Here is a 21,105-nt window from a genome sequence, read left to right as displayed (position 1 = left end):
TCATGCCTGCCCGATCACTAGGGCGGCATTGGCACCGCCAAAACCAAAACTCAGATTCAACGTATTCTGCAACTTAGCCGGGCGATGTCCTTCGCTGATGTAATCCAGATCGCAGGCCGGATCGGGATTGTTCAGGTGGCAAGTGGCTGGCATCAGCTGATGCTGTAATGCCTGCAGGCAAATGATGGACTCAAAACTGCCTGCGGCAGCGATCAGGTGCCCAGAGTAGGATTTGGTGCTGGAAAGCGGTGTGGAATAAGCCGCTTCACCTAATGCGAGCTTGATCGCTTCGGTTTCGTTCAGATCGTTAAGCGGCGTTGAGGTGCCATGCGCATTGATGTAGTCAATCTCGGTAGCCGCCAAGCCAGCCTGTTTCAACGCATACTGAATGGTTTTTACTCTGGCAATCTTGTCGTCAGCAGGTGCAGTGAAATCGAAGGCGTCAGAATAGTTACCATACCCTTTGATCTCACCCAGAATGGTCGCACCGCGCGCCAATGCCGCTTCACGCTCTTCCAGGCACAGTACGGCTGCACCTTCAGACAGCACGAAACCGTTACGATCAAGGCTGAATGGGCAGCAGGCCTTTTTGATATCTTCCTGTTCACGTGCCAACGCACGCAAGACATCAATGTTCCAAACCGTAAGGTCAGCACGTAAAGACTCACCAGCCCCGGCCAGCATCATGGAAGCCCGCCCGCTGCGGATCACTTCAAAGGCATCGCCAATGGCGATAGTACCCGTGGCGCAGGCTGCAATCGGGGAGTTTTGGTAACCACGTAGGCCCCAGTAAAGGCTACAGGCCGCCGTGGCGACGTTCGGCATACTCAGGAAACAGCCAAACGGCGATCCCAACCCGGTACTGAGGTAAGAATCATAATTCACGATCGTTTCATCCTGGCCGGCCCAGCCGCTGCCGATGATGGTGCCACAATCCAGCAGATCGTAATAATCCGCCGGGCTCGCGCTGTTAAACGCCATCTCCATCGCTTCACGTGCGGCCCCCAGCACCAGGCGGGCAAAGCGTGGCAGGCGGCGGCGGATCGCGGCGGGGATCCCTTTCAGGTTAGGCTCGTCATCAATCAGCCCCATGAAACATGACTGGATCCCGGCCTGGGATTTATCGATATGACGGTAACCGACCTGATAGTCCATCATTGCCGCCCAACTTTGCGCCGCATTCATCCCCATGGGAGTCACTGCGCCATATCCGGTAACCACTACACGACGTGGCAACGCGTTACTATTCATGATTTATTCCTTTCCTATCATTGTCTTTTTCCACGCCGCCGCCCAATGCCAACCACAGCGTCATGGTGGCGTTGAGGTAGTTGTACTGCAGTTGCGACAGATTGATTTTGCTGTTCAGCAGGGCATCTTCAGCATCCAGGAGTGCCTGGAAGGAAATAGCTCCCGCTTCATATTGGCTTTTCGCCAACGCCCAACGCTGCTCAGCAAGCTGCAGATTCTGTTGCTGATTAGCGCGCTGTTGTTGATAACTCAGGCGCTGCGTCATGGCGTTATCCACATCCGACAGGGCGTTGTAGACCTTGCTACGAAACGTGATCGCCGCCTGCTGCACGTCCAGATCCGATTTCTCGATGGTCAACTGCACCGTATTCCACTGCACAAACGGCAGTGCGGCATTAGTGCCCAGCGTTCGGTACGGGTTACTGAACCACTGCTGGAAGATAGCGCTGCCCGCGCCCAGCGTGGCACTCAGCGACAGCGTCGGGTAGAAGCTCAGGCGTTCAACGTCGGAACCGGCCAAGGTCGCACGCAAACGAGCCTCGGCAGCTTGAACGTCTGGGCGGCGGGAGATCACGTCCAGCGGCAGCATCTGGGCGATCGGGACGTTTTGCGTGACATCCAATGACGCCCGCTCAGGCTGACGATCGTTCGGTGAACGGTTGAACAGGATCGCCATGGCGTTGCGTGCCGCTTCGCGCTGTTGCAGCAGGTTCTGGTATTGGTTTTGACGATCGAGCAGCAACTGCTGCGCCTGTAACAGCTCGATCTGCCCGGCGCTACCGGCCGCATAGCGTGACTGCACGATCTCCAGCGTTTGCTTGCCAATCTCCAGGCCCGCCTGCTGATGCACTATCTGCTGATTAACGTTGGCAATCTGCCAGTAAAGCTGTGCGGTGGTACCAATCAGCGTTAACGCCGTGTTCTGCCGGTCCTGTTCTGATGCTTTGACCAGCCATTCGGCCTGTTCACGCGCACGTGCCAGTTTCCCCCACAGATCCAGCTCATAACTCAGGCCAACCGAAGCACTGTAAGCCTCCACAGGCTCCCGGTTTTCCCGCAGATTCTTGGTGTTGCTGGCACCGCCATTTACCGCAACATTCGGCGTCAGGTTGGTGTTGGTCAACCCGGCGGCCAAGCGCGCCTGCCGCAGTTGCAAACCGGCGATCGCCAGATCGTTGTTGCTGGTCAGCACCCGGCCGATCAGCATCGAGAGCTGCGGATCGTTGAAGTTATCCCACCAGTGATCGGTGTGCTTAAGAAAACCCGAACCGGTGTCTTGCACCCGCCACTGCTTTGGTACCGACAACATTGGCTGTTGATAATCACTTTTCACTAAGGAGCCGCAGCCGGTCAGCAAGAGTGAGATCGTTATGGCTAGAGAAATTTTATTCATCATTACTCGCGCGCCAGCGCCTCCGTCGGGTGAAGACGCGCCGCGTTGCGCGCAGGGAAAAAGCCGAACCCCAGGCCGATCAGCGCAGAAAATCCGCAGGCGAGCACGATGGGTGGCCAGGTGAAAATCATGGTGAATTGCTGCGTAACCTGGGCAAAAATCAATCCGGCGATCCCGGAACCAATGATGCCAATCATCCCGCCCAGCGAGCAGATCACCATGGCTTCAATCAGGAACTGACGCATAATGTCAGCCGGGCGCGCGCCAACGGAAAGACGAATACCGATCTCATGAGTCCGCTCGGTAACCGAAACCAGCATGATGTTCATCACGCCGACCCCGCCCACCAGCAGCGAGATGCCCGCAATGGCGGTAATCAGCAGCGACATTGAATCCGACGCTTTGCGCATGGTCTCAGTCATCTGATCGTTGGTCTGAGTGAAGAAATCACGCTGACCATGCGCCTGCTCCAGCAAGCGTTCCACGTCAGTTTGTGCTTCACTCAGCGAGAAACCGTCACGTAAACGCAGGGTGATCGATTCAAGCGGCATATTGCCAGACATACGTTCCAATAATGAGGTGTAGGGCATCCACGCCCCCAGCATCATACCGCTGAATTTGCCCCCTTTAGGTTCAGCGACGCCGCCAACCCGATAGGGTGCGCCGGCAAGCTGAATAATCTCCCCTTCCGGCTGTTCATTTTTTGCAAACAGCGTTGAGCGCAATTCGGGATCGATGATGACCACCGGCTCCCGTTCATCGAGATCCTGCTGGGTAAAGCTGTTACCGGAAAGAAAGCGCAGGCCACGCACGCGGAAATAGGCGTCACTGATGCCGGAGAGCGATACATACACCTCTTTACCCCCGCGCACGGCCATCACGGTGTTGCTGATCACCGGGGAAACGCTGTCAACATAGGGCTGACGCGCCAACAGCTCAACGTCCGAGAGCTTCAGAGAGCGGGCAAAATCAGGGCGGGGTTTATCCCAACCCAAACCAGGGCGGATCTCCAGCGTGCTGGTACCAAGTTGGCTGATTTGTTCCAGAATACTTTGCCGGGCACCTTCGCCGACGGCCATGGACGATACGACAGAAGAAATGCCGATAATAATGCCCAGCATCGACAAAAAGGCCCGCACCCGGTGCCCAAGCAGCGCCCGCCAAGCCATCTTGACCGCCTCTTTGACGCTCTGCCAGAACAGCGCACGCCCAGTGGCTGCGGCCACCGGCATCGCCGGTTTGGCGTCCTGTGGCGGTACGGCTTCGTTGTGCCTGTCGGCAATAATTTCACCATCGCTGATTTCAATAATCCGTTGCGCCTGATTGGCAACGTCGCGATCGTGGGTAACGATAATAATGGTGTGGCCGGAATGATGCAGCGAATGCAGGATCCCCATCAGTTCCTGACCACTGGCCTTATCAAGCGCACCGGTCGGCTCATCGGCCAGAATGATTTCAGCCCCATTCATCAGCGCACGGGCAATACTGACGCGTTGCTGTTGCCCACCTGAAAGCTGTGCCGGTTTGTACTCCATGCGCTGTTGCAGTCCGAGCCGGGTCAGCAGGTACTCCGCACGCGTCTGCCGCTCTGCGGAGGGCATCGCCGTGTACAGTGCCGGAATAGCTACGTTTTCAGCGGCGCTCAGGTAAGGCATCAGGTGATAACGCTGAAAAATAAATCCGATGTACTGGCTTCTTAATTGCGCCAGTTGCTCACTGCTGGCCAACTGCGTTGAGATACCCTTGATGCGCATCTCACCTTCTGTCGGCTTGTCCAGGCAGCCAATGATGTTCATCAGCGTGGATTTTCCCGAACCAGAAGCGCCGATGATCGCCACCATTTCGCCACATTGGATAGTCAGAGAAATATTCTTCAGTACCGCGACCGTCTGTAACCCGGAGACAAAGTGGCGTGAGATGCCGCGCAGCTCAATCAATGGAGAGCGCTGATCAGCCATGACCTGTGCCCCCGACTGAGTGTTGCGGTAATACCACGCGCTCACCCACTTTCAGCCCTTCTTTAACTTCCACAAACTGGCTGTCGTTGGCTCCTACGCGGATCCAGCGTGACACCGGTTGATCCCCTTCCATCACCTGTACCTGGTAACGATCTTTATCCTGCTGCGCACCCAACGCGGCAACCGGTATGCGCAAGGCATTTTTCGCCTGCTCGGTAATGATAAATACCTGCGCAGTCATTGAGGTACGCAATAGGCGCTCAGGATTAGCAATAGCAAAAACGCCATTGTAATAGACCGCTGAAGGCTGCTGATTCGTCGATGTCGATAAATTGTTTTCCTGCAAAGCATCGTTTGGTGCTTCCTGAATCGAGCCCATGACGCTGTCATAACGCTGTTTGGGATCGGCCACCACGTAAAACCACAGCGGCTGTCCAACGCGTACTTTGAGGATATCGGTTTCAGAAATGCGGGTGTGGACCGTCATGGTATCGAGATTCGCCAGCACCAGAATGGTCGGCACGGTTTGCGATGACACGATGGTCTGCCCTTCCTTGGTGACAATCCCCAGCACTTCACCGTCGATAGGGGCCACAATACGGGTGAAACCCAGGTTGGCTTTAGCCGTTTCCAGTGCCATCTCAGCCTGCACAATCTGTGCTTCGTTAACTTTTAACTGTGCTACCTGCGTCTGGTACAAAGCCTGCGCCTTTTCCAGATCGCTTTTAACACCAGACCTGTCACGATCCAGCCGCAGTTGGCGATTAAGCTCTTGCTGATACTGACGCAGCGTTGCCTGCGTGACCTGTTTCTGTGCCTGAGCGCTTTGCAGTGCCGCTTCTGATTTACGTAATTCATTCTGTTGTAACGTAGGATCGATCTCCGCCAGCAACTGCCCGCGGGTAACGCGATCGCCCTGTTTCACATACAGCTTGGTCAACTGCCCGTTAACCTGTGCACCGACGCTCACCTGCAGTGCCGGTTTCAGGACGCCGGTAGCTAGCACGGTCTTCTCTATATCACCTTGTGTCACCACCGCGGTATTGAGTACCTGAGTCTGCTTAGGTGCGCTGAAATACCAAATCGCCGCGCCGACCAGCGCCGCAGCCACCAGCAGGCCCATCAACAACAGCATCCGCATTTTTATTTGACTTGGCGTTTTCATCAGCACACCGCCGCCGTCAGAGTAGGTTGAGGCTCAAACTCCGCAGAAACAGGCTCCATACGCCCGCTGGACATACGGTAAACACGATCGAACATCGGCAGTACACTTTCACTGTGGGTAACGGTGATCAGCGTTTTATGATATTCGCGACAGTGCGCTAGCAGGGTGGTCATCACCCGATGTGCCGTGTCTTCATCCAGATTGGCGGTAGGTTCATCTAACACCAGAACCGGACAATCGCTATACATCGCGCGAGCCAACAGCAGGCGCTGACGCTGGCCTAATGACAGCCCAGCATGGCTTTCACGGATCAGGGCATTCAGGCCACCCGGCAGTTTCTCCACCACCGGGGTCAGGTTCAAGCCCTTGAGAGAATGCTCAATCCGCCGCAGTTTATGTTCATCAAACCCCTCATCAAACAGCGTGATGTTCTGCAACACCGAAGCATTGAACAGAATGTCCTCCTGACTCTGCAGGAAGAACAGGGAATAGACCTGGCGATAATCGACCGGCTTGCCATCCACAATCACCTCACCTTGCTGCGGAGCCATCAGGCCAGTCATCACTTTCAGCAGGGTACTTTTGCCTGCACCAGATTCACCGACTATGGCAATGCTTTGGCCGGGTTTCAGCGACAGCGAGAGATCCTGCAACACCGGCTGTTGGGCATCATAGGCAAAAGCAATATTGTGATAACGCAACTGCGCGGTGAACGCTGGGCTCGGTGCAGGAATAGCATCATCCGCTTCATTGCGCTCTGGCAACGGCGGGAAAAGGTCACGTGCACGGGTGTCGATCACATGAAGCTGGTTTTTCTGCAGAATGGCATAGAAGATTTTGGTGATGTACGAAGTAAAAATCTCACGCACAAAGCTATAGGCAAAGAACTCACCCAGCGTAATCGAGCCGTTTTTCAGCAGCGGTAATGCCAGGAACATAAAGCAAACCATCTCCAGGCTGCCAATCATCTGATACAGGCTGCTTTTCACCTGCTCATAAACCTTCTGCTGCTGACGGCAGGTAAACAATGACAGGGCATACTTGGCAAATAGGCTCTTGCGCTGGCTATCCAGGCCGGCCGATTTGATGGTGGAAAACCCCTGGATACTTTCCAGAATAAAATCGCTCTGCTCGGCCGTTTTGACCTGCATCTGCTGCGTGTAGAAACGATCGCGATAGATTGCCCAGACGCTGACCAACCCCATCAGCGTAACGCCAATCCCCGACACCATCGCTAGCAGCGGGCTCATGTAACACATCACCGCCAGTGCGATCGCGCCAATGATCCAGTCGGTACGCAGGCCGTTATCCAACTCAATCTTGATCCCCGAGGCCATTTGCCAGTTGGCAAAACGGCTGAATACCTCACCCGGCGCACGTTTATCGAAAAAGTTCAGCGAATTACTCAGTAAACGCGAGAAACCCGCCACGCTGTTCACCACCACAAAGCGTTTGATAAACCGCTCGGTGATCCAGCGCACGGCAAATGCCAGCGTGGTCGACACCACAAACGCCAGCAGGAAGTAGAAATACGGGAAATCAGTTTCACCCGCCGAGGAGAACACTTTATTAATGGCGCTACTGACCATCGTCGGCATAATGAACAGGGTTAGTGAAATCAGAAACGCCAGCACCATTAGGCGGTAAATACCAGGGATACTTGCGGTTTCTTTCAGGCTCATGCACTCCATGGCGCGCGAGCCCTTGCTGCGCTTCACGTTGGCCAGTGCCTGGGGATCGGCCTGCGTTTCGCCATCCAATACCAACGCATAGCCGCTGATTTCCCGTTTTAAAGACTCTATCGGCAGCAATTGCTGACCAATCGCCGGGTTCATTACGCAGACGTAATTCCCTTTACGATAAGCCAGCAATACATAGTGGCTGGCACCGTAATGCAGAATGGCTGGCAGCGGTAACTCGGCCAGTTCATCATGTTCAAAGGCCACCGGATAAGCAGGCATCGCCAATTCAGACATAATGGTACACAGCGTGGCCAACGAAGTGCCATGTTGTGAAGCAGGATAGCGTTCACGCAAACTTTCCAGCGGCGCACTAATACCCTGCGTCTCGGCCATCATGGAGATACAGGCCAACCCACATTCATTCGTTTCGCCTTGAAAAACCAGCGTCGGGATTATCTTTTCCATGATCTGACTTCTTAAATTTCCAGGTTATTCATTGATAAAAAATAACGAATGTGAGTGCCAAAGCAGCCAGTCTTCCGGGTGCCGGGTGATGGACGCTTCAATAATTTCGGGCAACTCCGCTTTCAGTTTGCGGGCTGGTACTGGCGGATAAATATGAATTTTTATTTCTTTGTCATAATACAAATAATAAAAAACCACCTGAGCCGACAGCGCTCTAGCAATTCGGATCACCCCGCTGTGCACATTGGCTGGGCGATCAAATAATCTACAGTGTAATTTTGCGGTCTCGGCCTTACTGGCGTTTACGGTGTAATCCGGAGTAATATCCGGAAATATCATAATATTGCGCTGGTGTTCGGTGGCTTCCATAATTGCCGTCATTAAATTGCCAGCAATCGCACGATTATCATCATGAATAGAGCAGTAAGAGAGATCGACCCCCCCGCGCTGCCGAAATTTTTCGTTATAAATCTCGATGCTGGCAGACACTATCACCGTCGCTTTACCAGGATATGCCGCTCCCCCCACCAACCCCGCCAACATATCGGAAACCATATGCAACGGAGCCAACACCACGGGTGAACCAGACTGATGCAAAGGTTCAACCACCGCGTTAAGCTCGGCTTTACAGCGCTCTAGCTGAGCCATCACCTGTGAATTCTGGCCAAAGGTTGCCGCCAGTTCCAACAGGCGACGGCGCTGGCTGATTTTGACAAAATCGACCTGGCGATCGTCATCAATCAAAGATCTTTTATTGGCAGCGGCCACAAAGGCACGCTGTCGCTCACCCCTATTACTCAACTTGAGCCAGCGGCCTACGGCCGCTAGCCCGAGTAATAGACGATAATCGCCATACCGCAGCATCCAACAAATCACCCTACCGCGTGCACGGCGGATTGGATTGAAACTCCGCGCTATTGTTGTGAGAGAATTTCTCCACGCCAAATAAAACCACACGGCAAATAAGCGCATTATTGCTCCAGCGGCTTGTCATGTTGTAACAACGACAGCAGTTTATCGATAAATTCAGGGAATTCTCGATCCTGTTGCGCTAACCATTTCTTATTAACGATAAAGGTCGGCGTAGCATTAATTTTGTAATATTTTGACACTTCGGTCATATAATTCAGCATGTCTTTCACTTGCTGAGACTGGCTGGCTTTTGTATAGGCAATCAGATCAATACCATTGTCCTGTAACCAACGATCGCGACTCTGTGTGTTGCTCAGGTCAATTTTATCTTTGATAACGGCTTTATACGCGCTTTCACGGTATTTCGGCTCAATACCCATCACGGTCAGCGTCGCAAACAGTGGTGCTGAATGTGAAAATGCCCCCATTTGATCGCCATTAACGTGCAGGCGGATTAATTTGGAACCCTGCGGCATACGCGCTTCCAACTTATCCACGTTTTCTTCGTTAATTGAACAGTAATGGCAAGCATAAGAGAATAACTCGATGATGCTGTTATCGTCCTTTATTGGACTGTTTTGTACCTCTTGAGCGCTCACTGCCTGCAGGCTAGTCTGCTCTGCACCATCACCCGAACTCTGATTAAGAATAAAATAATGGAAATAAGCGGTTGTTATCAGAGAGGATATAACAATCACAAAAAGGGTGTAAGCGATGAGATACAAGGGTTTCTTGAACATAAACAATACGTCCTAAAAAGGCATATTAATTAGCTCTTATAACAGGAGGGACAATCATTGTCTTTTTAGCACGTTTGCGCTGCTTATAATGCCAGCAGCAATCACATCCCTGTCCATTTAAAAGCACCATATTTAAAACAGGCTGATGCGAAAAATCTTATCGCATCAGCACTGAAGTTATATCCTAAAATTTAGGAAATATGATCTTATGGAACAATCACACCACAGTTAGAGAAGTTGGTCTGCTCAGTGGTAGAGCTGATTTCTTTACCATTTTTGTCAACACAGGTAGTTACTGCGTTGCAAACGGTAGCTGATTGTTTAACGTAACGAACAGTACAAGTCGTCTCGCAAGTACCGCCAACGATTGAATTAGCTTCGAACAAATTAATCTTTTTCACAACATCATCCTTATATAAAAGTGAAATAAAACCAACCCTAGCATTGTTCCTCTTAACGATAGAACAAATCTACGCTTGATATAAAGGCACGAAAGTCATGCCTTTATTAAAGCGTAGTATTGAGGTGATTTATTTACGTTCCATTTGTATGGGCGCCAAGGATAGCGTGACGCCAGAAGCAGATCAATATAATTTTTTCAAAGAAAACATGATATTTATAAAAGGTTTAATGACTCTTTGCAGGATATTTCTTAGAAATTCTTAGGTTAGAAGTAATGAAATAAAATAAAACCTTATTAGCCAAGATAGGCATTAAAAAATACCAGCAGGATATTTCTCATAAATAAAATCCACCTACAGTGTTCTCACTATAGTATTAAAGGAAAACTACAGGGTGCCAGTGGGTACTTTTCTGGAAATAGGGCCACTTAACATACGACTGCTACCCGGTATGGGGAAAACCTGTCTGTTGATTGACGAATCCAAACAGCTAAGGCGATCGTTCCCCCCCTATTTTATAGGCATTTTACTCAAGAAAGTTCCTGATCTTTTAGTGACTTCAACCATTTTCTCATTTTAAACTCGATAAACAGGGCCACAAATGTGTCACGCGTGCCCGCAAGGTATCTGTTGGCCCAAAACGACGGCATTTGGACGAAGAGTTAGAGTGCATTCACTTGCCATGAAGATAATTTCATCGCAATTGCCACAGGCACACTAAACTTATGAAAGCTGCGAGTGATTGATACTGAAGGAAACGATTGCAACCTTGTGCACAACTCAAGGACGATTGAACTAACAGATTTCTTCTGCGCACGGCGTAGTTATGGCCTACTCTCGTAAGAGTCATGTTCAACATAAAGAGGAGGATGAAGCTGGCATTGTTGTTAACCGTATGTGCATGAGAAGACGGAGTGATGGTTGTGTGATCCGTCCATCGTGTGGGTTCCCTGACTATCGTAGTGGTGTTGTGCCTTTTTGAAAGCTTAGCTCGTTGCCTGTTACCCCATCCGAACAGATGCCACGAGTCGTTTATATTCTCGCCAACTGGTGCGTGAATAAGGGCCGGAGTAGGCCCAGACGAGCGATAAACCGCAGCGCATAAGCGTATGCCGGCAAATGCGTTAAATCATCGCTCCCTTAAAATCTGATCCGAAGAGATTGCATCGTGAATATAAAACTTGTTGCCGTTCTGCTTTTCACACTTTCCCTTTCCGCCTGTGACAGAGGGACTCCTGAAAATAACGAAAGCGCGCGTCCGGTCAGCATTTTTGATGTTATGAACACGGCCCAACAAGGCGAGCGAATCTTTCCCGCCAGGATCGTAGCTGGTGATAAAACCTATTTGGCCTTTAAACGCCCTGGCCAGTTGCAACAGTTGCTGGTGCGTGAAGGTGAACGCGTCAGTAAAGGGCAACTGATTGCTGAACTCAACAGCAATGACGCTCGGTTGCGCCTCAGAGATCGCCAGGCAACCTTCGATTTGGCACAAACACAGTTCAATCGTTTCGCCACGCTGAGCGCACGCAACGTGATCCCGCGTGCCGAGCTTGATGTGCAACGGGCCGCACGTGATTCCGCCCAGGCCGCGCTGAAGCTTGCTCAGGAAGAGTTGAGCGATATGCAAATCCGCGCCCCCTTCGCGGGCATCATTGCGTCTGTAGATGCGCGTAACTATCAGGTGGTCCCGGCAGGCCAGCCTATCGCCGTCTTGAACGCACTGGATTCGCTGGATGTTATTTTCAGCATTCCCGAGAACTTATTCATCATCATTGATGCAGACAACGCCAAGTACCAACCTCGAGTCGTCCTGAATAATTTACCGGGCCGTGAATTCACCGCTCAGTATAAAGAACACACCACCAACACCACGTCAGGCTCGTTGACCTATCAAATGACACTGAGCATGGCACGCCCACAAGACCTGCCGATGCTCTCCGGCATGAGCGGTAGCGTAAAAATAAACCTCGGTAACCTGGCTAACGCCACGCAGGCCAATAATATTGTGGTGCCCGTAGAGGCGGTATTTGATCCGGATAATACACCGCGTAATCAGCCCCACGTCTGGGTAGTAAAAGAAAAGGATGGGAAGCTGTTCGTGGAATCCCGCCGGGTGGAAACCGGGCAATTAACCGCCAATGGTATCCAGATCGTTTCCGGTCTGGCCGATGGTGAACGGATCGTAGCAGCCGGTACCCGTGAGTTGCGCCCTAATCAAGAAGTGCGCGCCTGGGTCCGTGAGCGAGGTCTGTGATGAAACTGACAGAGAACTTCATCAACAACGGCACCCGTATCTGGTTGGCGATCCTGCTGCTGGGCATTGGCGGCGTGATCGCTTTTCTCAACATCGGCAGGCTGGAAGATCCGGCATTTACCATTAAAACGGCAGTGGTGGTCACTCGCTACGAAGGGGCCTCCGCACAGCAGGTAGAAGAGGAGGTAACCCTGCCGCTGGAAAACGCCATCCAGGAATTGCCCTACATCGATAACGTGACCTCGATCTCGAGCGTCGGCCTGTCGCAGATCACCGTCAATATTCGCGCTGAATATGGCGCGGCGGAACTGCCACAAATCTGGGACGTGCTGCGTCGGCGTATCAACGATGCCACACTGCGTTTGCCTCCTGGCTCCAGCCCGCCGATCGTCAATGATGATTTCGGGGATGTGTACGGCTACTTCTTCTCGCTGTCTGGGGAAGGTTACAGCAACCAGGAACTGCGTAACTTCGCTGAACTGTTGCGCCGTGAACTGGTGGTGGTGCCCGGCGTCGGGAAAGTCGGCATTGTCGGTATCGTGCCGGAAGAAGTGCAGATCGAAATCTCCCGCGCCCAGATGACCGCCGCCAATATTATCCCGCAGCGGTTGTTCGATCTGCTGAGCCGGCAAAACGTGGTGTCCAATGCGGGGGCGCTGCTGGTCGGCAGTGAGTCGATCAGGCTGCACCCGACCGGGGAGTTTTCCAACGTGCAGGAATTAGGCAACCTGCTGATCAGCGAACCGGGCAGTGCCAAGAGCGTGTACCTGCGTGATATCGCCACCATCACCCAGGGCTTTACGCATTCCCCCAACAATATCTATCGCGCCAACGGCAAACCTGCGCTGTCCATCGGCGTCTCTTTTGCGCCGAACGTCAACGTGATCGTAGTGGGGGAAGCGGTTAAAGCCCGTTTGGCCCAGTTGGAAGCCGAACGCCCCGCAGGGATGGACATCAGCGTCTTCTACGATCAGTCTCATGAGGTGGAAGGAGCGGTAAACGGCTTTATCATGAACTTCCTGCTGGCCCTGCTGATCGTAGTCGGCACCCTTCTGGTCTTCATGGGGGTGCGCAGCGGCCTGGTGATCGCCGCGTCGCTGGCGCTGAACGTGCTTGGCACGCTGTTGATCATGAAACTGTTCAACATCGAACTACAGCGGGTGTCGCTTGGGGCGCTGGTGATCGCCCTGAGTATGTTGGTGGATAACGCCATCGTGATTGTCGAAGGCGTGCTGGTAGGGCGGCAACAGGGGGAAAGCACCCTGAAAGCGATTGGTAATGTGGTGAAACGCACCATGTTCCCGTTGCTGGGTGCCACCATCATTGCCATCCTGGCGTTTGCTCCGATCGGGTTGTCCAACGACGCCACCGGGGAATACTGTAAGTCACTGTTCCAGGTGCTGCTGATCTCACTGATGCTGAGTTGGTTCACCGCGCTGACCCTGACGCCGGTGTTCACCAAATGGGCGTTTGAAAAGCAGAAAATCGCCGAACCGAAAGAAGGTGAGTCGGCCAAAAGCCCTTACGATGGCTGGTTGTTCCGCGTCTATCGCAGCCTGCTGAGCAAACTGCTGAGCCAACGAACCGTGACTCTGACTGTGCTGGCGGCGCTGATGGTGGCGTCGGTGATCGGCTTTGGCAGCGTGCGCCAGAGCTTCTTCCCACCGTCCAATACGCCGATCTTCTTTGTCGACATCTGGCTGCCGTACGGCACCGACATCGCCTACACCGAGAAGATCGCCGCGCAGATCGAGCAGCATATCAAGGAGCAACCGAGCGTCAGCGATACCATGGTCACCGTGGGCCAGGGCGCCATGCGCTTTATGCTCACTTATAACGCACAGCGGCAATACTCCAACTATGCGCAGGTGATGGTACGAGCCAAACAGCTCAACCAGATCCCGGAGATGATCGGCCAAATCGAAACCTACGTGCGCGATAATTACCCGCAGGTTAACGCCCAGGCCAAACGCATCATGTTCGGTCCGTCCAACAACAGCTCGATCGAGGCACGCTTTATTGGGCCGGATCCGAACGTGCTACGCACGCTCGCAGCCAAGGCAGAGAAAGTGGCCAGTTCAGATCCGAATGCCGATGGCGTGATGCACGACTGGCAGGAACGCAGCAAGGTGATCCGCCCGCAGTTCTCCGACTACCTTGGCCGTGAGCTGGGAGTGGATAAACGCGAAATCGACAGCGCATTGCGTATGAGCTTTGGCGGCGTCACCGTGGGGCTGTACCGCGATGGCACCCGGCTGATGCCGATTGTGCTGAGAACGCCGGATTCCGAACGCTTGAATGCCGAACGGCTGAACGACGTGATGATCTGGAGCCAGGCACGCCAGGCGTTTATCCCGATCGATAACGTGGTCAGCGGCTTCAAGACCGAGTGGGAAGATCCGTTAATCATGCGTTTGGATCGCAAACGTACTCTGACCGTGCAGGCAGATCCAAGCACCCAGAGCGGTGAAACCTCTGCAGAACTGCTGCAACGCATCAAACCGGGGATTGACGCGATCCCGCTGCCGCGCGGCTATGAGCTGGAATGGGGCGGTGACTATGAAAGTACCAAAGAGGCACAGGCCGGGCTGTTCACCAGCCTGCCGATCGCCTTTGTGATCATGTTCATTATCACCGTGCTGATGTTCAGCTCACTGAAAAACGCCGTGGCGATTTGGCTCACCATCCCACTGGCGCTGATCGGGGTCACGTTAGGCTTCCTGCTCACCGGTATTCCGTTTGGCTTTATGGCGCTGATCGGCCTGCTGAGCTTAAGCGGTATGCTGATCCGTAACGGGATCGTGCTGGTGGAAGAGATCGGCCTGCAACGCCGGGAGAAACCGATGCTGGAGGCGATTATCGATGCAGCCACCTCGCGTTTACGCCCGATCCTGCTGACCGCCTTTACCACCGTGCTCGGCCTGGCACCGCTGCTGAGCGATGCCTTCTTCCAGAGTATGGCGGTAGTCATTATGTTCGGCCTAGGCTTTGCCACGGTGCTGACGCTGCTGGTGTTGCCGGTCATCTACAGCTGTATGAATTCCGACAAAAGCAAGGTGACGGCGGAAACCGAAGCCTGATTTCCCCTTCTTTTTCCCCAAGCCCTCTTTAAGCCATAAAGAGGGCTCAGACTGCTGACAAAGCCCGTTATTAGGGGGAGCGAGCCGAAGGGGTCGGCGTAAGCCGCCGACAAATTTGCCGGGAGCACATTTGAACGCTGCTTGCAGCGGCCCCGGAGGGGCGAGTAACAAAGCCAACTCACATGCAACTTGTAGTATGAAGGGTATAACCAGAGTCAATAAAGCGCGGCAATTATTGAAAGACACCTCTTATCCTATTACCGATAGTTAGCCATATTTGCGGTTTTAGGGAACCCAAACCTAATTATCGCCTTCAAAAAATACTGCAACATGACGCCAACAGAATATCGTATGCACCCTCTGCCCGACATGAACCTTACCTATCATGCCATGCAGAAAATGGAGGATATTCACCGTATTCCGTTGAGTGAGCGCTTATTGCACAGCAACTGAAAGCCTTATCAGATTAACATGACCCATGCTGGCTGCGGAATGTAACCTCTGCGACAAACTTTAAGAGCAAAACATTAAGCTGTGCCCTACAACTATTTTTTGTACAATCCGACGCATTTCCAACACGAAAGGAGAGGTGCAACGTGATCAAACAAACAATCTTGGGATGCTCATTGCTGTTGGCTTCTGCCGCCGCGCTGGCCGGTGGCTGTGATAACCCGCGTAACGCCTATGACAGAACCTACTGTGCGTCACTGGAAATGGTTCAGTTAGATCAGGAATTGAACGTGGAATACAAGAAAGTGATGGGCCTGCTGAATCAGCAGCAAAAACAGACGCTGAAACAATCGCAGATTCAGTGGCTGCAAAACCGGGATCAGGAATGCAGCGACGGCCCGCGTCTGTTCCTTGATTGCTCAAACAAGACCATGCAAAGCCGGATTAACTTTCTGAAAAGCGTGGAGCGTGAGTGCAAAAGTACCGGTTGTGACAGCAATAAGCTGGCTCAACAACAATAATCCGGCCTAGTGCCTTAGCCGGCAAATCATTATCCCTGTTAACCGCGGGCTGCCCGCTTAGGCAGCCCGCGCTCATCAACATCTCACCAGGCTTAGAAGCTGTATTTCACCCCCAGCATCGCCGCCTTGTCATCATACCCTTTCTGCCCTATCTGCTGGGTCAGGTTGCCCCACACGCTCAGGTTGTTACTGAGCTTGCCTTCAGCCCCCACTTTCACTTCGATCAGATGACGGCTGCCGGTTTGCTGTACTCCCAGGCCATCTGAACTTACGCCCGGCAGGCGGGTGTTATGGATCCAGTTCAGATCCAGATAGGTGGTCAGAATACGTGACTTGTCTTTCCCCATCAGCGTGTCGTTCGACAGCTTGGCCCCCAGACGGGTCTGCAGGTTGTTGTTGCCATCCTGCTGCACCAGAGAGCCGTTGTTTTGCAGGTCGCTCATCTTCGCCCCGTTCAGCGTCAACTGCGCCTGCGGTGTGATATAGGTATTATTCTCCTCACCCTGATAAATTTCAATCGGATAGCCGCCTTCCAGCGAGGTGCTGACGCCGCGCAGATGGTAATTACCGCTGTCGTAGGCACTGCTGCTGACGGAGGCATTGAACCATTCGTACTGCAGCCAGCCATGCACATACGGGCTATGGCGTTCACTAGCATTCGCATACCAGGTGCCGTACACCCCGACCGTATACCCGGTCAGGCTATTGTCGGATTTGTAGCTGGTTTCCCCCGAATCGGTGGTGCCGGTTGCGCGCCCGTAGCCAGCCATCACCCCTAACCCGAAGCGATCCTGCCCGGTAAACTGCGTATCCCACACTTCGCCTCCCAACTGTGCCACATAGCGATTGCTTGAGTTGGACAGTTGGCCGGACGCATCCTCAAATTTGTTGCGTGACCCCACCTGACGCAGCCACAGACTGGAGCGCGTCTCGGTGCCGCTCACATCACCGCTGTCGCGGCTATCCCCGGCGTGTAAATCCTCCAACCGGGTGTTGAACAACGTGTTGGCGGCGGCAATGTTGGCGATAAAGGCCCCGGATTCCGGGTTGTAGGTCACCACCTTGTCCTGATAGTTGGAGCGCAGATACCAGTTGCCGTCTGTCGTGTCTGTCGGTGTCCCCTGGTAGAGGAAGTATTCCAACACCCCTGCCTGGGCACGGCCGTTCAGGGTAAAGACCCCGTTCGAAGCCCCACCGACGTTAATCACCTGGATCCCGTTGATGTTCTTCGCCCCTTCTCCGCCAATATTGCTGACGCTGACCGTACTGGTGCCGGAGGTATTGCCCGTCACCACCAGCCGGTCAGTGGCCGCATTGTCCCCGGCCAGTACGGTATTCAGGGCGACGTTACCGCCGTTGCCCACGTAGTTGCCGTTGATGATGAAATCACTGTAGCTGCCCCCGGTAGCGGCACGCCCGACCACCAGGTTCCCGGCGTTGGACACGTTGCCGATCACCTGACCATCACCGCCAAAGGTGCCGTTGGCCTGCACCGTCACGTCGCTGGTCAGCGTGGCGCTGCCCACCGAGGCAGACGCCGTCGGTAACGCCAGGGCAAAGGCCATTGGTGCGGCCTGCTGCACGGGCGCATCCACCGGTGGTGTACCCACCAGCAGCGTACCCGACTGCACCGTTGTCATACCAGCACTCACCGGGCTGTTACCAATGAGGACGGTTCCGCTTCCCTGTTTCATCAGGCTGCCACTGCCGCTGATCGGCGTAGTCAGATCCCAGTAGCCGGCGGTATTGAGCACCAGGCTGCCCGCATTGAGGACCGACGCAGCCCCGAAGTTATCGCCCTGGGTCGCCGTCAGGGTGGTGCCCGTCTGGGTGGTGAAGGTGCCCACATAGGCACTGTTATTCCCCCCTAGGGTGACCGAGGCCCCATCGCTCAGCACGGTATTGCCGCTGCCCTGCAACGCGTTGACCAGGGTGGCTGCTGACAGTCCACCTGCTGCGCCATCCAGTTGCAGCGTACCGTTCACCACCACATCACCGGTGCCTAACCCTTGGGCCTGCGTGACGTCCGCCGTCGCACCGCTGTCGAGGGTGGTGGTTCCGCTGAAACCGGTGTTGTTATGATTGACCGCCAGCGTCCCGCTGCTCAGTACCAAATCGCCTGTGCCAACCAACGCACCGTCAACCACACCGCCTTCACTCACCGTCAGGGTGCCACCGCCCAGCTCCAGTTGGCTGTCGACGGCGCTGTTCAACGCCCCTACGGTTTGCGTGTGTCCGTGGATATCTACCGCCGCACCGCTGCTGATGGCCAGCTCCGAGGTGTTCCCCAAGGCCGAATCCGCATTCAGTTGCAACGTGCCCGCCCGCACCCACGTGGCCCCGGTGTAGTCATTCTGGGTGCCAGAGAGCACGATGATCGCGCCCGGATCCGCCTCGGTGATCGCCAGATCCCCGCTACCGGTGATTTGCGCAAAGAGTTCGTTACCCGACATGCCGTTAAAGCTCGCGGTTCCCACCAGTTCCAGCGCCTCATCGCCCGATGTCAGCAGATCCATGCTCTTCAGGCTGTAGTTCACGTACAACCCATCACGCTGATCGCCAGTGGTCAGACCAAAACCAAAGGTCCCCATCGCCGCCACCACGCTGCTGTTCGGGTTGGTGATGCCTTCAAAATAGTCCTGGATGATCGGCGCATTGCTGCCGTCTGTCAGGGTCAGTTCACGCCCGGTGCCGGTCGCAGCCCCCTTCACCAGATCCACCACAATCGCCCCGGTATCCAGTGCCAGCGTACTGATCCCCTCCAGGCTCGGAGAGACGTTCGGCGGCAGGTTAACACTGACCGTGCCGCCCCCGGTGGTGTCGATGCTGTTGGCTGCAACGGTACCGCCCGAGGTTAACAACCCGCTGTTATCAATGATGTTGCTGAAAATCAGCGTCCCGCCGTTCATCTCCAGCGCGCCGATATCCTGTACCCCGTCCCCCACCGACGTGCGGCTGTTGGCTTCCAGATTCAATACCGTGTTACTGTTGCTCGTGGTGTTGTTGTTCGACAACTGGAACTGGGTGTTCTGCAGATTGACCCGCCCGATGAACCCGGCCCCCACGTTACTGCCAAAGCTGAACAGGTTATTGTTGGTATTGATATTCAACACCCCAGCGCCCAACAGGCGGTTATCAAAGGTGAAATCACCGTTGTTGCTGATGTTCAGGGTGTCGCTGGCGCTCACAATATCCACCGTGGCGGCAGGGTTGAACCAATCAATGCTGTCCAGGTTCAGGACTGAACCGCCGTTGATACTCACCGTGCCGATAAAGGCCGAGGCATTGGCATTGTTCAGCAACACGTTGCTGCCGTTAGACAGCGACCAGGTGCCTTCCCCGCCTAGTTGGTTGCTCAGCGTGCCGGTTAACCCGGCAAACACCAGTTGGCTGCCGCCATCAACCGTGACCGACGCGGTGCCCAAATTGGCGTTCTGACTGACGCTCAGCGCACTGTTGCCGGTAATGCCGAACTGGCCTGCAAAGCCGCTGTTATTACCGGACAGTGACAGAGTGGCCCCGTTATTCACGGTCACCGTCGAATTAGCCACACCGCTCAGGGTATTGGCCACATCCCCGCTCAACCCGCTGAATATCAGTTGTGAGGTGGCATCGGCCAGATTGACGCGGGCCGCCGAGGTGCCCAGGTTATTGGCCGCGCTGACCGTCAGAGCGCCGCCCGCATTGATAGCGTGGGTGCCGCTGAAGGCGTTGCTGCCGCTCAGGGTCACCGCCGCATCGGTATTGATGGTCCCAGCCCCGCTCAACACGTTGGCGAGAGTGTCTGCGGCGTTCAGATTCAACGTACCGCCGACATCCACCGCGCTGGTGCCCAACGCATTCGCCGCACCGGCGGTAATAGCAGCACCTGACGTAATATGGGTCGCCGCCGACAGACCGCCGTTGGCCGCGCTCAGCACTAAATCTCCGCCGTTCACGTTCAGCGTGCCTGCCCCGGTCAAGCCGCCAGGGGCGGCCGACGTGCCACCTGACGACAGGTTCAGCGTACCGCCTGCCAGATCAAGCACACCGGTGTTGGTCAGCAGTCCGCTGGTCAGCACGCCCGTATTGAGCGTGACGGTGCCCTGGTTGGTCAGCGTACCTACCGTCTGGTTGAAGGTGTTACTGTTGAGGCTGGCACCGCTGGCCACCGTCAGCAATGAGGTGGCACCAAAGGCATTGTTACTCCCCAGCAGCACATCGCCGCCGCTTATCGTGGTGCTACCGGTGTAGTTGTTCTGGCTATTGGTAACGGTCAACGCACCGTTGGTAGCATCAAACACGATGCCGCCCACCCCGGTCAGTTGCGCAGTCAGATTTTTGTTGGAATCCGGGCTGGTATCGGTGGCAATAACCAGCGCGTTGGGGCTGTCCTGAAGCAGATTGAGCATGCTCAAGCCATAGTTCAGGTACAGGCCCGTCGCGTTCAGGTTGTTGGTATTGGACAACAGGTAGCTGTAGGTCGCATCCGCCACATGCACTGCGTTCTGATCAATCCCCGACACCACCCCCTGGCCCGGTGTGACCACCACACCGTTAATCATCAGCGTCAGAGTATCGGCCCCGCTGGCGGTCGTCGCGCTGATCAACTGCATCGCCGACGCCCCGCGGTTCTGATCCAGGATCGACAGGTTCGGTGGCACCACCGGCAGGACATTATCCCAGGAACCCGCGCCCACCACATTGATGGTGCCGCCGTTGGCGGTCAGGGTCTGAGCTGTAATGGTGCTCTCGGCGCTAGACAGTGGCGCACCGCCGGTAAAGTTCAGCGTACCGCCGTCGAGCGTCAGGGCGCGCAGCGTTTCGGTGCCCGGCGTTCCAGCTACCCCCACC

General features: G+C 54.6%; 13 protein-coding genes and 1 pseudogene. 5 read left to right on the top strand and 9 right to left on the bottom strand.

Going from position 1 to position 21,105, the window contains the following annotated elements; all coding sequences use genetic code 11:
* The 8 genes from BMI79_RS18760 to BMI79_RS18725 form a co-directional block, all read right to left on the bottom strand.
* A complete protein-coding gene (locus tag BMI79_RS18760) occupies positions 1 to 1,251 on the bottom strand; it encodes a beta-ketoacyl-[acyl-carrier-protein] synthase family protein (RefSeq protein ID WP_076943625.1) in 1,251 nt (416 codons plus the stop codon).
* A complete protein-coding gene (locus BMI79_RS18755) occupies positions 1,244 to 2,647 on the bottom strand; it encodes an efflux transporter outer membrane subunit (protein ID WP_076943624.1) in 1,404 nt (467 codons plus the stop codon). Before BMI79_RS18755 ends, BMI79_RS18760 begins: the two co-directional genes overlap by 8 nt.
* Positions 2,647 to 4,602 carry an ABC transporter permease gene (locus tag BMI79_RS18750; protein WP_076943623.1) on the bottom strand — a complete coding sequence of 652 codons (1,956 nt, stop codon included), beginning with the start codon at positions 4,600 to 4,602 and terminating at the stop codon, positions 2,647 to 2,649. The genes BMI79_RS18755 and BMI79_RS18750 overlap by 1 nt, the downstream gene beginning before the upstream one ends.
* Positions 4,595 to 5,767, bottom strand: a complete 1,173-nt coding sequence (locus BMI79_RS18745; RefSeq protein ID WP_076943727.1) for an efflux RND transporter periplasmic adaptor subunit — start codon at positions 5,765 to 5,767, stop codon at positions 4,595 to 4,597. The genes BMI79_RS18750 and BMI79_RS18745 overlap by 8 nt, the downstream gene beginning before the upstream one ends.
* On the bottom strand, positions 5,767 to 7,914 hold the full coding sequence (locus tag BMI79_RS18740) for a peptidase domain-containing ABC transporter (protein WP_076943622.1): 2,148 nt from the start codon (positions 7,912 to 7,914) through the stop codon (positions 5,767 to 5,769). The genes BMI79_RS18745 and BMI79_RS18740 overlap by 1 nt, the downstream gene beginning before the upstream one ends.
* Before the next feature lie 24 nt (positions 7,915 to 7,938).
* Positions 7,939 to 8,886 (bottom strand): lysophospholipid acyltransferase family protein, encoded by a 948-nt coding sequence (locus tag BMI79_RS18735; protein ID WP_076943621.1) that lies wholly within the window; start codon positions 8,884 to 8,886, stop codon positions 7,939 to 7,941.
* Positions 8,886 to 9,566: a DsbA family protein gene (locus BMI79_RS18730; RefSeq protein WP_076943620.1), complete on the bottom strand. Its 681-nt coding sequence runs from the start codon at positions 9,564 to 9,566 to the stop codon at positions 8,886 to 8,888. The genes BMI79_RS18735 and BMI79_RS18730 overlap by 1 nt, the downstream gene beginning before the upstream one ends.
* A gap of 206 nt (positions 9,567 to 9,772) precedes the next feature.
* Positions 9,773 to 9,967 (bottom strand): DUF4762 family protein, encoded by a 195-nt coding sequence (locus BMI79_RS18725; RefSeq protein ID WP_076943619.1) that lies wholly within the window; start codon positions 9,965 to 9,967, stop codon positions 9,773 to 9,775.
* Between the two features lie 1,168 nt (positions 9,968 to 11,135).
* Between BMI79_RS18725 and BMI79_RS18720 the strand changes: the two genes are divergently transcribed.
* The 5 genes and pseudogenes from BMI79_RS18720 (at position 11,136) to BMI79_RS18710 (ending at position 16,272) form a co-directional block, all read left to right on the top strand.
* Positions 11,136 to 12,221, top strand: coding sequence for an efflux RND transporter periplasmic adaptor subunit (locus BMI79_RS18720; RefSeq protein ID WP_076943618.1), 1,086 nt, complete (start codon positions 11,136 to 11,138; stop codon positions 12,219 to 12,221).
* On the top strand, positions 12,221 to 15,301 hold the full coding sequence (locus tag BMI79_RS18715) for an efflux RND transporter permease subunit (protein ID WP_076943617.1): 3,081 nt from the start codon (positions 12,221 to 12,223) through the stop codon (positions 15,299 to 15,301). The genes BMI79_RS18720 and BMI79_RS18715 overlap by 1 nt, the downstream gene beginning before the upstream one ends.
* Before the next feature lie 205 nt (positions 15,302 to 15,506).
* Positions 15,507 to 15,656, top strand: a pseudogene (locus tag BMI79_RS24620) (helix-turn-helix domain-containing protein); the annotation flags it as partial.
* Positions 15,632 to 15,754, top strand: a complete 123-nt coding sequence (locus BMI79_RS24420; RefSeq protein WP_279626682.1) for a hypothetical protein — start codon at positions 15,632 to 15,634, stop codon at positions 15,752 to 15,754. The pseudogene BMI79_RS24620 and the gene BMI79_RS24420, both read left to right, overlap by 25 nt.
* Positions 15,755 to 15,897: 143 nt before the next feature.
* Positions 15,898 to 16,272: a lysozyme inhibitor LprI family protein gene (locus BMI79_RS18710; RefSeq protein WP_076943616.1), complete on the top strand. Its 375-nt coding sequence runs from the start codon at positions 15,898 to 15,900 to the stop codon at positions 16,270 to 16,272.
* A 92-nt stretch (positions 16,273 to 16,364) separates the two neighbouring features.
* On the opposite strand, the gene BMI79_RS18705 is transcribed toward BMI79_RS18710, so the two are convergent.
* The coding region (locus BMI79_RS18705) for an autotransporter outer membrane beta-barrel domain-containing protein (RefSeq protein ID WP_083704490.1) at positions 16,365 to 21,105 on the bottom strand (4,741 nt) is incomplete at its 5' end.

Source organism: Serratia oryzae (assembly GCF_001976145.1).
Classification (GTDB): Bacteria; Pseudomonadota; Gammaproteobacteria; order Enterobacterales; family Enterobacteriaceae; genus Chania; species Chania oryzae.
This window is presented reverse-complemented; position numbering and strand designations above follow the sequence as displayed.

Excerpts from the sequence above, each read along its gene's own strand:
- BMI79_RS18760 (WP_076943625.1), bottom strand. The coding sequence starts at position 1,251 with ATGAATAGTAACGCGTTGCCACGTCGTGTAGTGGTTACCGGATATGGC.
- BMI79_RS18755 (WP_076943624.1), bottom strand. The coding sequence starts at position 2,647 with ATGATGAATAAAATTTCTCTAGCCATAACGATCTCACTCTTGCTGACC.
- BMI79_RS18750 (WP_076943623.1), bottom strand. The coding sequence starts at position 4,602 with ATGGCTGATCAGCGCTCTCCATTGATTGAGCTGCGCGGCATCTCACGC.
- BMI79_RS18745 (WP_076943727.1), bottom strand. The coding sequence starts at position 5,767 with ATGAAAACGCCAAGTCAAATAAAAATGCGGATGCTGTTGTTGATGGGC.
- BMI79_RS18740 (WP_076943622.1), bottom strand. The coding sequence starts at position 7,914 with ATGGAAAAGATAATCCCGACGCTGGTTTTTCAAGGCGAAACGAATGAA.
- BMI79_RS18735 (WP_076943621.1), bottom strand. The coding sequence starts at position 8,886 with ATGCGCTTATTTGCCGTGTGGTTTTATTTGGCGTGGAGAAATTCTCTC.
- BMI79_RS18730 (WP_076943620.1), bottom strand. The coding sequence starts at position 9,566 with ATGTTCAAGAAACCCTTGTATCTCATCGCTTACACCCTTTTTGTGATT.
- BMI79_RS18715 (WP_076943617.1), top strand. The coding sequence starts at position 12,221 with ATGAAACTGACAGAGAACTTCATCAACAACGGCACCCGTATCTGGTTG.
- BMI79_RS24420 (WP_279626682.1), top strand. The coding sequence starts at position 15,632 with ATGACGCCAACAGAATATCGTATGCACCCTCTGCCCGACATGAACCTT.